The 14,590-nt window shown below is 40.8% G+C and carries 9 protein-coding genes; 5 read left to right on the top strand and 4 right to left on the bottom strand.

Annotated features, from left to right (window positions below; translation table 11 throughout):
- Nucleotides 1–365: 365 nt before the first annotated feature.
- The 5 genes from I6E61_RS12280 (at nt 366) to minE (ending at nt 5,285) form a co-directional block, all read left to right on the top strand.
- The gene (locus I6E61_RS12280; protein ID WP_197135041.1) at nt 366–1,337 is read left to right on the top strand and encodes an acyltransferase; all 972 of its coding nucleotides are present in this window, start codon (nt 366–368) and stop codon (nt 1,335–1,337) included.
- A 434-nt stretch (nt 1,338–1,771) separates the two neighbouring features.
- Nucleotides 1,772–2,866, top strand: coding sequence for a hypothetical protein (locus I6E61_RS12275; RefSeq protein WP_197135040.1), 1,095 nt, complete (start codon nt 1,772–1,774; stop codon nt 2,864–2,866).
- Between the two features lie 146 nt (nt 2,867–3,012).
- A complete protein-coding gene (gene minC, locus I6E61_RS12270) occupies nt 3,013–3,843 on the top strand; it encodes a septum site-determining protein MinC (protein ID WP_197135039.1) in 831 nt (276 codons plus the stop codon).
- A 333-nt stretch (nt 3,844–4,176) separates the two neighbouring features.
- Nucleotides 4,177–4,989, top strand: a complete 813-nt coding sequence (minD, locus tag I6E61_RS12265; RefSeq protein WP_110924025.1) for a septum site-determining protein MinD — start codon at nt 4,177–4,179, stop codon at nt 4,987–4,989.
- Between the two features lie 2 nt (nt 4,990–4,991).
- A complete protein-coding gene (gene minE, locus I6E61_RS12260) occupies nt 4,992–5,285 on the top strand; it encodes a cell division topological specificity factor MinE (RefSeq protein WP_110924026.1) in 294 nt (97 codons plus the stop codon).
- A gap of 256 nt (nt 5,286–5,541) precedes the next feature.
- Here minE and I6E61_RS12255 read toward each other — a convergent pair whose 3' ends face one another.
- The 4 genes from I6E61_RS12255 to I6E61_RS12240 all read right to left on the bottom strand — a co-directional run bounded on the left by I6E61_RS12255 (nt 5,542) and on the right by I6E61_RS12240 (nt 14,560).
- Nucleotides 5,542–6,060: a cytochrome b gene (locus I6E61_RS12255; RefSeq protein ID WP_197135038.1), complete on the bottom strand. Its 519-nt coding sequence runs from the start codon at nt 6,058–6,060 to the stop codon at nt 5,542–5,544.
- Between the two features lie 139 nt (nt 6,061–6,199).
- On the bottom strand, nt 6,200–6,697 hold the full coding sequence (locus I6E61_RS12250) for a hypothetical protein (RefSeq protein WP_197135037.1): 498 nt from the start codon (nt 6,695–6,697) through the stop codon (nt 6,200–6,202).
- 17 nt (nt 6,698–6,714) lie between these two features.
- Nucleotides 6,715–7,719, bottom strand: a complete 1,005-nt coding sequence (locus tag I6E61_RS12245) for a chemotaxis protein CheB (RefSeq protein ID WP_227685893.1) — start codon at nt 7,717–7,719, stop codon at nt 6,715–6,717.
- On the bottom strand, nt 7,709–14,560 hold the full coding sequence (locus tag I6E61_RS12240; protein WP_197135036.1) for an Hpt domain-containing protein: 6,852 nt from the start codon (nt 14,558–14,560) through the stop codon (nt 7,709–7,711). The genes I6E61_RS12245 and I6E61_RS12240 overlap by 11 nt, the downstream gene beginning before the upstream one ends.
- Between the last annotated feature and the right edge of the window lie 30 nt (nt 14,561–14,590).

Below are 14,590 nucleotides of genomic sequence, written 5' to 3'. Positions count from 1 at the left end.
TACATATACTCTTCATCATTATGGCAATTGCAGTCTAACTATGTGTAATATTTTGTCACAACTGTGTACGAGAAGTGAAGACTGACTTTTTATGATTTTAACCATTGATATGAGACCTTTCACTACTAAATATAAGGTGTTATCACAAGTCACGTTTGTACTCGTACACTATGATTTGTTTCTGCTAAAATTATGCCATAGGAACTTCTCAGGACCAAAAAATACAAATAACCCTGCTAAATAGAAAACCTATATTTATCAAAATTTTAATTTCTTTTATCTTTTTTAAGAGTATTTGACGAAAGTATTACCAATAAAACTATGAACAACTTATAGACCAATAAGACTGACCTAAAAGGATTAGCATGCGACTGACCTCCACTATTAAAAAAATACACAAACGCACGCCTAAATTAGCAAAAGCAATCTCACTTGCGACGGCAACTGGCGTCATTGCAGCCAATAGTTTCGGTGGTAGTATTCCTCTATGGTTGATGGGCGTTGGAAAAATTATTACTGGTGCTTCTATTGCGGATAAAGCCGTGATAAAAATTGCCACTCATTGGATCAGTAGTAACAATGCTTTAATAGATAACATGTTGCCGCGTAAAGACTGGCGTATTAACTTACCCGATGATGTTCATATCAATGGCAAATATTTACTGGTCAGCAACCATCAGTCTTGGGTCGATACCAGTATCGTGCAGTACATTGGTGAAAAACGCCTGCCATTGACACGGTTCTTTACCAAGTTTGAGTTAATCTATATCCCCATTGTTGGTCAAGCTTTTTACTTTTTAGATTTTCCAATGATGCGCCGACATTCCAAAGAAGCCGTCGCGAAAAACCCTGCATTAAAAGGTAAGGACATTGAAGAAGCCAAACGTGCCTGTGCATTATTAAAAGATAAGCCTTTTACCTTATTAAATTACTTGGAAGGCACGCGCTTCACCAAAGCCAAACAAGCTAAGCAGCGGTCACCTTATACCCACCTATTAAAACCGCGAGCAGGCGGCCTATCATTGGCAATCAATGCTTTAGGTGAAGATATCGATGGCATGCTCGATATGACGATTGTTTATCCCGATGGTGTACCGACTTATAGCGATCTATGGAAAGGTAATATCAAGCGCTTGGGCGTCGATGTCCGATATATCGAGATACCTGATTCATTATTTACTGGTATCCAAAACGGTGGCTACGAAAATGATGAGGCGGTAAAGGCGCAGATGTTTGATTGGGTTGAGCAAATATGGCGCGAAAAAGACCGACTCATTACCGATATGTTGGCCGATTTTGACACCAACCCTAAAATCCAAGATGCTTCAAACCACTAAGAAAATAAAGGCAAAGTAGTAACCTTATTGAGCGCGTATTAGCGTCATAAGTAATCACTAGTTTTGTAAACACTGACCTTAAATGATAACTCGTAAATAGTAATGCTTAATTATAATCAAAGATGGGTTGTTTTTTAGCCCTATTCATTGATAATGTGAACAGTCATTAGCGTATGATTTTCTAAACAGTAGCAACTTTTATAACGCTATATTCGGGCGTATCGTCAATTAGCACATAAATATATTTAGTGGCCTTAAAATGGCTAAATTTTGCTAAACATCGTCAGTAATTTTGCCAATATGTTCATATTAACGGCAATTTCTTCCTTGTTTATCTACAATTTTTCTCATTTTAAGCTTCCCAATCTAATTTATGTCACGCCCTAGCTAAGCCGCTTACTTCTTATGCCATTTATCATTTATAAGGTTTGACTGTGCCCGCCTCTCCTACTACTAGCCCGCCGCTAGACTCAGCGTCATTACCGGACCAATCCCCTCATCTGCCGGATAATAAGCCGTCACGACCAAATCACCCCAAGCCAAATCGCTTAAAGCTAACTTATGACATCGTAATGATGATCGTCATTAGCATTGATCTCTTATTGATTAGTATTGATGCTATTTTGATGAGTAATTTTAGTGCTCATATCGCAGGATGGCTGACCATTGGTGAGGCTCTCAGTTGGTATCAAAATACCTTGCATGATCCTTTACGTACTGCTGGTGGGTTCTTTACGATATTCTTAATCATTGAGCTATCACTGCGTTGGGCGATTGCGATTAAAGAAAAGTCCTACTACCGTTGGTTCTTTTTTCCTTTTGTACACTGGTATGAAGTATTGGGCTGCTTTCCACAGCTGCGCGCCTTACGTTTGTTTCGAGCAGTGGTCATCGGACGACGCTTATATCAGCTTGGCTATCAAGTACTGCCCCAGCCATGGATTAATCGAATCAAGTTCTATATCAACTTACTGCTAGAAGAGTTATCGGACCGTGTCATATTGACAACCATCCAAAACTTTCGGCAGGAGCTGACCGACCCTGAGGCACACAAATCATTTATTGAATCGACGATTTCGCGAAATCGTGATGAGATCGAAGCAGTGTTATTGTCTCTATTACGTACAGAGCTAACACCAAAATTGCAGGAATTGACAGCAGCATCAGGCGGAGGCAGTATCTTAGCCACCGAGGTAGGCAACGCCATTGAAGAAGGTTTGGCCAATACGCCTGAGCTACGTCGTTATTTACGCATGATTCCTATCGCTGGCAGTTTGATTGAATCACAGTTACAACATGTTGGGCACAACATAGGCGAAAACGTCGTTTACGCACTGAATCAACGTCTCCTAGATCCTAAGCTTCTCGACTCATTAATGGTAGCAATTGCCCGTGGTGTCGCACAAATAAATACTGATAATACAGCGCTAGATACTTTGATTTCGAGTATCATTGAGGACAGTTTGACTGAATTTGAAGCTCAGGTAAAAGTGCAACAGTGGAAACACCAAGACATGCTTAATCTGTAAGCCCTACTGCTAATGACATGCTTCGATGATAAAATAGTATGGCGGAGTCATAACATAGACTAAAGTCATCGCACAAAACAGTATAGCTCGATAATAAAAACAGCACCGTGAACACAGCGATAGAATGAATTTTTGAGGATTTATATATGACAGTTTTAGATAGTGACAACCAGACCTCGAACGCCGCACCAACGCCAGCACTGGCATTTTATGGCAAGATGCTGACCTTTTCACGTTTGCAGTTCAATACAAATGATTTGAGCGCTATTGAATCACAACTTAATGAGACTTTTAGCAACAAATCTAGCAATATTCCTATTCTCATTGATAGTGAAGTCGAGCAAGACTTGTCAGCATTAGTGGAACTGTTATGGTCATGTGGTCTACAGCCCATCGGTGTAGTCACCGGTATGATGGACTCTCAAGCGCGCGCGCAACGGTTGGCGATTTTCCCTGCCGATGGCAAACGCATCGAGCGTATTGTGCCCACTAAAAAGCACGCTGCTCCAGTGAGTAAGGCGCTCGAAGACAGTAAAACAGATTCAGTCAGTAATGACCCTGCGACTGCCGTCAACGAACCACTTACTGAGACAACCATATCTGATACATCAACAGAGTCACTAGCAAGTGATGATCATATCACTAGCCTAATCTATGACCAAATGCTACGCTCAGGACAAAGTCTCAATCACGTCGGTGGTGACTTAATTTTGACCAACAGTGTCAATAGTGGCGCTGAAGCGATTACGGACAATAGCCTACATGTCTATGGCCGTGCTCAAGGGCGTTTGGTTGCAGGTGCTACTGGTGACAAAGATGCTCGCATTTTTTGTCAGGTTTTTAATCCTTCATTGGTCTCGGTTGCAGGCACATATTGCTTACGAGATAACTTACCGCCACATGTCGTTGATAAGGCCGTACAAGTAAGATTTGTAGAGGGTGAAGGCTTAGTATTTACTGTGATAAGTGGTACCTAATTTGAATGGCTGTTAAATAACTGCTCAAATACTATAGTAAGTTTATTTAACAAAACTGTTCTATGATGAATCACTGGCTATGCCACTATTTGTACTTTTCATGAGCGTTTATTTTATTATTCATCATAGGCAATATTGGCTAACAAATATTAGGCAGTAAAGCCTTATAGTCTATATATGATCGGTTTCCCTGCTTTAAGGCAGACTCGCTATAAATTTTTGTTTATTTATGCTAGGCTAGCTTCGCAGGTAGTGCATATATGCTATAAATGTAATATACAAATTGCGCTATTTATATAAAGATATCCCATTGATTCATAGGAGTGTGCCATTGTGGCGAAGATAGTTGTAATCACTTCAGGTAAAGGCGGTGTGGGCAAGACCACAACAAGTGCCTCTTTTGCCGCTGGTTTAGCATTGCGTGGCTATAAAACAGTCGTTATCGATTTTGATGTGGGTCTACGTAATCTAGACTTGATCATGGGTTGTGAGAACCGAATTGTTTATGACTTTGTTGACGTTATCAACGGCAATGCACGTTTGTCTCAAGCGCTGGTTAAAGACAAACAGCTTGAAAACTTGTTTATTCTACCCGCCAGTCAAACGCGTGATAAAGACGCATTGACAGATGAAGGTGTGGCAGAAATCATGGCTGAGCTGTCTAAGCAGTTTGACTATATTATCTGCGATTCACCTGCTGGCATCGAACGCGGCGCTCAGTTAGCTATGTATCATGCTGATGAGGCGATCATCGTCACCAACCCTGAGATTTCTTCAGTACGTGACTCAGATCGTATTATTGGTATTTTGCAAAGTCAGACTAAAAAGGTTGAAGAAAACCAAGGCTCTGTACGTGAGCACTTGATTATTACTCGTTATAACCCTGAACGTGCAGCGGCTAATGAGATGATGGATATCGATACGATTTCTAATGATATTCTAAAAGTGCCTTTGCTTGGTGTTGTTCCTGAGAGCCATGCTGTGCTTGAAGCATCTAACCATGGAGAGCCTGTCATCCATTATACCGACTCTGTTGCTGGTCAGTGTTATGATGATATTGTCGCCCGTTTCTTGGGTGAAGAGCGTCCACTCCGTCATCTTGACGTGAAGAAGAAAAGTTTATTACAGCGTTGGTTTGGGGGTTAATGATGACTAAGAAAAAAGGATTTTGGAGTAGCCTATTTGGTACTGATGACAGCAATGGCACAGCAGGTAGCGCTAATTTGGCGACTGAACGCCTGAAGGTTATTGTTGCTAGTGAAAACCGCTTAAATAACCGTCTAACCGCTGATCGTATCGAAAAAATGAAACGTGAAATTTTAGAAGTGGTCAATAAATATGTCAATGGCGTACAGATTGACGATGTCAATATCAATCATCGTTCTGAAGATAGCCTAGACGTATTAGAAATGAATATCAGCTTGCCTGAGCACAAAAAGTAAAGTTATCGTCATTCCACTATGAAAGTATTACTGCGTTGACCTCGCTTGAAGTATTAAACATACATCTACACTCGGTTGCCCTGTACTACTTTTAAATTGAATCGACTATATAACAGCAGATAGTTTAAATTGATGCATTTATGCTGTATTTCAAAAAAGCCCTCGTAATAATACTGAGGGCTTTTTTTGGTTTAAGTCATGACATTGCTTTTGATAATACACAGAATTTTTTAACACACAGCTATTTTGCAGCGGACTATTTCATACGCGCTATCAGATTGTCTTTTTTGATAAACTGATGATATAAAGCGGCGCTAATATGAACAGCCGTAAATGCAATAATAGCTTGCCAAATAACATCAGTATGCAGATTGTTATAGAAACGAGCCAAAGTTCTGTCTGGCGTGACAAATACAGGGATTTGGAACAAGCCAAAAATATCAACAGGTCGACCACCATAGACAGTCATCAACAAACCAACTGTTGGCATCGCTATCAGCAAAGCGTATAGTCCAAAATGCGACAAGTGCGACAATAATAATTGCCATTTTGGCATCGATATAGGTGGCGGCGCTTTAGTAAATACACGATTAATCACTCGCGCTATCATCCAAAACAGTAAACTAACGCCAAAAGCTTTGTGCAGTCCGATATAAATATTACTATCAAGATTATTGTTCAACAGCATCATTATCCACGTAATCAATAATAAAACCGCACTGATCCAGTGAAAAATCCGGCTACTGACTGACCACTTTGAATTCGCATTACTCATGAGTTACCCTATTACCCTTATTACTAGTTATCTGTCATCAGCAATATAGATAAAAGCAGCTATTTATTCAGCACTCAAAAGCCATTGAGATAATTTGAACATTCACTTCATAGTAAACGAATAAAAAGTAGAAGCGAGTTTAGCTGCTTGCATCAACCAACTGATGAGCAATTTTGTCTAAGTCTGGTACTAAATAGACTTTGTCCTCAATCATAACGGTCTGAAAAAGGTAGGATAGCATAACGTTTTCACTAAAGGGTACTGCTGTTTCGTTGATGTTTGTTTTATCGAAATTTTCAGGCACCTCGATATCTTTTACCTCTGAAATACGCACTTGTAATTGGTGTAGCTCACCTGCCGTTTGCAACGCTAAGCGATGCTCTGAAGTATTGCCTTCTAATACGATTGTTTTCTCTACTGCCTCATCTTGTGGCAACAAATGAAACACGACCAATTCTTGCTCCTGCCAATCATATGTTGATGTGCGCACGTCATACTCTTCCACACTCAAAATCAGACTACTTGGAATCACCCAATCAGGCTGGTTGAATGCTGGAACAATGGTGACATCGAGCGTACCATTAGTAGTGGTCAACAAACTCACTGCTTCAAACGAATGTTTTAAAATTTGTTTCATACATCACTCACAATAAGTTAAGGCAAAGAGGCTTTGACTGCTCTTTCGCCAATATAATCTGTCAGTTTTTGTGCCAAATCCGTTGGACTACCAATAAAATCACAGTATCCTGAATCAATAATAGCCTGAGGTTGACTCGGACAAGCACTCGTACTAGGGTCCTGCACCCATAGTTGACTATTATTGTCTTGAATGAGATCAAGATACTGAGAGCCATCATCACCCATTCCTGAGAATATGATATTAATAAGCTCACTACCATAAACATCGCTGGTATTCTTCAAAATTTGACCGATTTCAGGCTTGTACTCACCTTCCCACGCTTGCTCCAACAGTATGACTCGACCTGTCGAATCACAGACAATTTGTTTATCAATAGGTGCTATGTGACACTGACCTGCTCGTAAGCGCTGCGAAGAAGTAATGACCTGACAATGCCAATCATTATGACGATTCAGAATACGTGGCAAAGTATCAATCATAGTTTTATTAAAATGATGCGCCAGTAAGATACAAACTGGTAGCGTAGCTGACAAGTTGTCTAAGAATTCTTTTATAGCACTTGGACCACCCATAGAGGCACCCAAAAATACCACATATTGCCAATCGGTATCGGTACCATCATGCTTATGAACGGGTGCATCCATTAGCGCAGGTAGTTCAAGCATTTGTGCAAGCTTACGTTTGAGCTTACGCTGCCATTTCGCATACTGGGTGGCTTCGTTCAGATAAGGCGCTTGACTGAAACCTACAAGCACGGCCGCAGGTTTAGAGACGGTAGTTGCCGTTACCATATTATCATCGTAGTCACTATCTATCAGCCAGATATCAATAACCACGTCAGCTAGCACCGTTTTTTCTTGCAACTGTGCCTGAGACATACATCCAACGAGAGTAAAACCACAACTGCGGACAGTATCCGAAAACGCCATACGCTGATGATGGTCTTCTGCTACAACCATCACCTTAATATCATTCTTTTTTTTATTCCTCAGTGCCGAAACACCTATGTTATCCTTCATGAGTTAGACTGACCCTCTCACCCAGTATGTGCTGGATTTTATTGAGCAGTGCTTGTTCTTGGAACGGCTTACCCATGTAATCATCCACACCAATCTCTAGTGCACGCTCGCGATGCTTTTCACCAGTACGTGATGTAATCATAATAATTGGGATATGCTGTAATCGCTTGCTATATCTAACTTGGGTAGCCACCTCAAAACCATCCATGCGTGGCATTTCAATATCCAACAGTATCATGTCTGGTATCATGTCTTGTAATATCTCAATCGCATCAACACCATCTTTTGCAAGCGCCACATTGAATCCTTGACGCTCTAAGAAGCGCGAGGTCACTTTACGTACGGTGACTGAATCATCGACTACTAAGATAGTCGACTTAGACTCTAAACCTCTTCGTTTAGAGTCTACAGATTGCGGTATATTCTGAGTTAACTGTGCATTACGCATGAGAGCAATCAGATCCAAGATGAGCATTACCGAGCCATCACCCATAATGGTAGCGGCTGATATACCTGATAGGTGCGATAATTGTTGTCCTAAAGGTTTTACAACCACCTCAATACGTGAGCCTGCAATCTGATCAACTTGTAGCGCGATATTCTGTCCAGTACGGTTTTTGATGATAATGAGCGGTAGACTCGTATTGGTATTAACAACCAACTCATTGAGTTTATTGCCTGATAAAATCTCATTTAAATAGCGCACTCGATAATCGACGTCTTCAAAATTCAACGTTGCATCACCTGATTGGTAGTAATCATACAGTTTGTCTGGATTAACGCGAACCACTCGTTCAATCTGTACGAGTGGTATTGCATAATAACGATCCGCTGCACGTACAACTAGGGCATCAGATACAGCAACCGTCAATGGTAAGCGCATCGTAAAACGAGACCCTTTACCAAGTTCTGAGACAACTGACACAGAGCCACCTAATTGACGAATTTCACTAATTACCACATCCATGCCTACGCCGCGTCCAGAAATCTGCGTCACTTGTTTGCTAGTACTTAATCCCGCATTAAAGATATATTGCATGATATCAAGGTCAGTTAGACTGGTATCACTAGCATCAATTAGCCCTTGAGAAATAGCCTTGTTACGAACTGCTTCTACGTCAATCCCCCTACCATCATCCGTTAACTGAATGACAATCTCACTACCTTCGCGATTCACTTCTAGAGTAATGTGCCCGCTACGTTCCTTGCCTGCTCTGAGACGTGTTGAGGTGTTTTCGATACCATGATCGACAGCATTACGTAGCATATGCTCAAGTGGTGAAGTCATACGCTCGAGGATGGTTCTATCCATCTCATCATCAGCATTGATGATCGTTAGCTCAACAGACTTGTTAAGCTCATTCGCTGTTTGGCGTACAATACGTTCAAGACGTGGTGTCAGATGCGTAAACGGTACCATACGCGAGTTCATAAGACCGTCTTGTAGTTCAGTTTGTGTTCGTGATAATTGCAATAGAAGACTTTCGCTATCACGTGTTTTTTCTAATAACGTATGATTAATATCAATCAAATCCGATGCTGATTCTGTCAAAGATTTTGATAATTGATTTAGAGAAGAGTATTGATCCATCTCAAGAGGATCAAAGTCTTCATTTTGAATCAATTCATCATCTATTTGAGACAAAATTTGTGCTTCAAGCTCGATTTCCATTCGGCGTAACTGATCAGCTAATCGCTGTACAGTAATGCCCATATCTTCGATACTGTTGGTCAAGCTACTCATACCCATATCGATACGAGCACGGTTAATGGCTGATTCACCAGACAAGTTGATCATATGCTCAATCAAACCACCTGAGATACGAATCATTTCATTACTACTAGTACTCTGATCTTCTTGGTTTATGCTGATGTTCATAGATGGCATTTCACTAATATCTTTTGCCAGATATTGTGAATCTTGCTTTTCTTTAGCAATCAAGATTGCTTCACGTTGAGACTGTAAAGACTCTTTAGGTACTTGCTTTAAACTATCAGGATTTTTGCTAAATTGCTGTAATGCCTCAATGAGTAACGCAGGCGTTGGCGGGTTGACATTCTGTCTAAGAATAGACACCGCATCAGCTAGCCAATCATGGCTGGCAACTAATAATTCCAATACTTTTTTGGTGGCAGGACGGCGGTTGTCTATAAAGTCTTGATAGACAGACTCCATCTCATGAGACAAATCTGCAATACCAGTAGCAGTGACCATTCGTGCACCACCTTTGATAGTATGCAAGTCACGCTGTAACGCTTGTAATGCTGTTCTATTGTCCGTGTTTTCTAAGAATAATTGCAGATACTTATTGCGATTGGTGAGGGCTTCTGCTTCTTCTAAAAATACTGTTAATATATCAGGGTCTGGTAAACCATTAACCCATGACTGTTTAATCATTCTATCTAAGCTTGAGCTATCTAATACGTTATCTCTACTAGGCGGATTGTTGCTAGCCTTACTTTGCGTTTCAGATTCAAAATGATTTTTTGGTACAGGTATGATCAGCTCTACCGTTTCTGGCAAAGCTTTTTCTTTTAAAAGCTGTTGTAACTGCTCAATAAGCTCTGAGGCAAAAAATGATTTTTTATAGCTCACGATATGCATGACTTGCAATGACATTGTGTCCTGCACCATTTGCATGATTTCGAGCCATTGGACTGTCGGTACTCGTCTGTTTTCTACAAATGCTTCATAAACGCTTTCGGCTTCGTGGGTCAGATCACCAATACTACGAATGCCAGCCATCCGTGCCCCACCTTTGATGGTGTGCAGATGACGCTGCAAAACTTTTAGAGCATTAACGTTACTGATATCCGCACGCCATTTATTGAAGCTCTCATCTAATGCGGTATCAAGTTCTTGCGCTTCTTCTAAAAATATCTCTAGTAGCTCAGCATCAGTATCAATAGACTCAAGTTCTAGATTAGGTGCTGAGATAGCTCGAACGACGAAACCATCCTCATCTTCACCGCCATCATCTGTATGGTAAATACTTTGCAGGTTCGCAAGAACTTTCTGGTCCACCTTCAGTGAGGTACTACCCGCTAGCGCATCAAACAAACCAACCAACTGAGCATGACCAATATGTAAAATAGCTTGAATGTCTTTATCTCTTGCTTTTTCAGGATTGTCGTTTAGATAGCTATAAGTACTACCCAACTCATCAAGAATCGAGATGAACTTTGGAAATGGTTGTGCTTTATTGGCTAAATATTTTATTTGTGAGATTTGCTGCTCTATGTAGTCTTGGATATCTTCTATTTCAGCTTGGTTAAGCGCGTCATCCAACTCCCACTGAGCATCTAATAATTCATCGATATTATCATCTAATAATTGCTCTATCGTCGGTTTATTATCGAATATCAACTTAGTATCACTATCGACTTGTTGTTTACCAAGCATCGCCTGTAACGAGGCTAGGTCTTGTTGGCTTTGTACGTCTTCTATTAATATGTTTTTTGGTTGGACATTTTGCTTATAGCTGTTCAAATAACCATCCATGAGCGTAGATGACTTTGCTAATGCCTCTAAATGCTGAGCATTCATGGCTTTGTCTTTCTGCTGTAACAACTCTAAACTATGCTCTATGGTCGCACTCACTTCACTAATAGCGGCAAGAGAACTAGAACCAGAGGCTCCTCTCAGCGTATGGAATGCACGTACAATATCATCTGTTACTTCAATATGAGAGTCATCTTGATGCTCATCGACGAATTGATCTATTTCCTGTAATAACTCTTCTGCTTCATCGATAAAAATATCAAAAAATTCTTTCTCTTCATCGCTTTGAGGCACTATGATAATAGATGCTTCTGCTATCATCTCGTTAACAGAGTTAATCGTTTGCAGCGTAGCATCCATCTCTTTGTTGCCATTATCATGGACAGAATTAGCCTCGCTTAGCTCATGCGACAACAATGATGCTTGAGTGCCCTCAACATCATACCCATCGGACACTTTATCATTCTGATATAAAGCAGAATAGCTGAACTCATTGCCTTGATGCTTACTATAAGCATTGGCGCAAGCAATCCAAAGTGGTAGCGTCGTTGGGTAGTCTTGACTGCCATTTTCAAACACTATTAGCATTGAAGGATAAGCAGCTAACACATCTGCAATAAGCTGACTCATATCTCCTGAAACTGTAATACTGTTATCTAGAATACGATTGAGCATGTTTTCTATCGACCAAGCCAACTCAGCAGTATAGTGAGCACCCACCATTCGGCCTGAACCTTTTAAAGTATGGAAACCGCGACGAATATCTGTCAACCCACTTAAATCACTTTGTGACTGGCGCCAATTTTCATATAGAGGTACGATTTCAGCCAGTACTTCATTGGCTTCTTCTATAAATATCTCTTTAATATCAGGGTCTGCATCGTTAGCATCAGCTGCTAGCTGATCGGAGGATTGCATGAATGGCACGAGTACCGCAGGAATTTCGATACCAGATAAGGAATCAGTGATACGTCTACTTTCATTATTATCATTTGTCGTTTGAGAGTCATAACTCACGTCAGAAGTGCCTAACAACTCAGATTTAACAGGCTCAGATACGTTGAGCCCAGCATTCATAGGTTGCTGAGTCATTAAATTATGACTTTGTAGAACCGTAGCTGCAGGGTCAAAACTTGGTAATTGCTGCGCTTCAAAATCTGTGACTAATGCAGGCAGTTTTTTTGCTGTTTCAATGACTAGATTGACAACATTATCAGTGACAGGCAATGTTTTATCTAAAAGACGATTGAGCAAGTTTTCGATTGACCAAGCCATCTCACTAATACTAAAAGCACCTACCATACGGCCTGAGCCTTTTAAAGTATGGAAACCCCTACGCACTTCAGTTAGTGGTGTTAAATCTTGTGCATCCTGCTTCCAAATAGGTAGAAAGTCTTCTAAGTCAGCGATGACTTCAGTCGCCTCTTCAATGAAAATGTCACGAATATCTGCATCCATTTCAAAGTTATCAGGCTGAACTTGCGTGCGGGCTTTTGCTAAAGCGTCGCTCTCTAGACTATCTCTCTCGACAGCACCTTGCTCCTGTATAAGAACATCGTCTACACGTGAATCAGTCAAAGATTCAGCATGAATGGACTGAGCACTAGTAGGGGCCAATTCACCACTATCGTCATAACGAATTACATTAGTTGCGGCGGGCTTTTGCGTGAGAAAGGTTTCATCAACGCTATCTGGTGCGGCAATATAGTTATTAAGTAGATCTGTGGCCTTAGCAGTATACTCATATGCCTGATTCAATAACTTTTGATCGAACACCTGCTGCGCAAGATAATCCAGTAACAGCTCAATAGATGTCAATCCCTCAGCCAATGCCTGAGTGACATCCCAACTAAGCGTGGCAATCTCATGAGCTGCCAACTGTGTAAATATGTTGGATAGCGCATTGATGGTTTCATGAATCTCTGGTAAACCCATCTCAACAAAAGCATCACCAATCTTTGAGAAATCAGTAGCCGTGGGTAGCAAAGTAATATCTTGGCGCTGTACATATTCATGAAAGCTTTGTTTGACGTCTTCTACTGTGATGCGAAGCTCACGCAAGTTACCCTCGCTAGCAGTCACAACCTGACTACTTTCAGCATGCGTATCGATATCATCAGGTATTGTGATAAAAGAGGCCGCATCTCCGATCTTTAGAGATATCGTCTGTTCGGTATTATACAAAGCATTATATAGCTCTTGAAGCTGACGCTCGATTTGCCATTGCTCTTGTGCAAATCCTGTTCCTGATGACAGTGCATGCTCTAGATCTGTAAGAATAGACTCTACTTGTGCCACATAATATATCCAGCCTCGACTCTCGAGTTGGCGCTGTATATTCTGTAAAGGTTCTAAAACTGTGTCAGGCTTATCCAGATTAAAAATAAGCGTTTCAAGTTCACTGAGTATACGTGGTAAAAAACGCGATGCTGATGCAGCGCTGTGCGGCAAAATATTTAGTACAGACTGAGTGCTATTACTATTTTTCGCAAGGCTACTTAATTCGATATATACCCTGATGATCAAACTTCTGACAGTACTCGATGATAGCTCGGTTTGCGTAGCATGCAACTCTATCACTTGATCCAACTGACTTAACAGTGGGGCATAATTCTCAGGTAGTGGTGTCTCATTATTTGCAAGATCGTTTAGCCATAAGTCTGTTAGATACCAGAGACGTTGCTCATCTTCATTTTGAGAAGCTTGCCATAAATATTGGCTTACTCTGCCTAATACCGTTAACAAAGATGATTGATTGGTATTGGCTACCAATAATTCTTGTACTTGCTGACGCCAGACCAACAATAACTGTTGGTAGTGATAAATCTCTAGATGTGTGGTCTCTTTACTTTCTAGAAATGTCACTTTGATACTATCAATGATGTTGTTATCAATAGTATGACCATCTAAGGCTTCATGCTGATTAGCCGCAAGAGTTTCTGTTGACTCTATCGCTATACCTAGCTCTGATAGTGCGCGTGTAAGGTTATTATCAGCATTATTAATCAGCGTCGTGTTGTGACTAGTAGTACGCATATACTGATTCAGCTCACGCTCTAATAATCTATGAGCAAACTGGCCGATACGACTGTTATTAATAGAAATACCATCGTGACCACTTGCCTCTACCAATAAACTCAGCTTATTGGCAAGATCTGCTAACAGAGGTAGGCGAATCATTGTTAGCGCGCCGCCAACTTGATGGTAGTTTTTCACCATCTGCTCGTGATTAGTACTGTCATCAACTAGTTGCCAGCCATCAGCTATCTGCGATAGTTGCTGATTAAATAGTGGCAATAACCACTCGAGCGTCACTATGTCATTGGGCTGGTTTTTCATAGGGTCATCCTAACTCGTCTAAGCACTAAT

The sequence above is a fragment of the Psychrobacter sp. NZS113 genome (genome assembly GCF_015864825.1).
Lineage (GTDB): Bacteria > Pseudomonadota > Gammaproteobacteria > Pseudomonadales > Moraxellaceae > Psychrobacter.
This window is presented reverse-complemented; position numbering and strand designations above follow the sequence as displayed.

Coding starts and splice junctions, on each gene's coding strand:
- I6E61_RS12250 (WP_197135037.1), bottom strand. CDS start 6,697: ATGAAACAAATTTTAAAACATTCGTTTGAAGCAGTGAGTTTGTTGACC.
- I6E61_RS12245 (WP_227685893.1), bottom strand. CDS start 7,719: ATGAAGGATAACATAGGTGTTTCGGCACTGAGGAATAAAAAAAAGAAT.
- I6E61_RS12255 (WP_197135038.1), bottom strand. CDS start 6,060: ATGAGTAATGCGAATTCAAAGTGGTCAGTCAGTAGCCGGATTTTTCAC.
- minE (WP_110924026.1), top strand. CDS start 4,992: ATGACTAAGAAAAAAGGATTTTGGAGTAGCCTATTTGGTACTGATGAC.
- I6E61_RS12240 (WP_197135036.1), bottom strand. CDS start 14,560: ATGAAAAACCAGCCCAATGACATAGTGACGCTCGAGTGGTTATTGCCA.
- I6E61_RS12280 (WP_197135041.1), top strand. CDS start 366: ATGCGACTGACCTCCACTATTAAAAAAATACACAAACGCACGCCTAAA.
- minC (WP_197135039.1), top strand. CDS start 3,013: ATGACAGTTTTAGATAGTGACAACCAGACCTCGAACGCCGCACCAACG.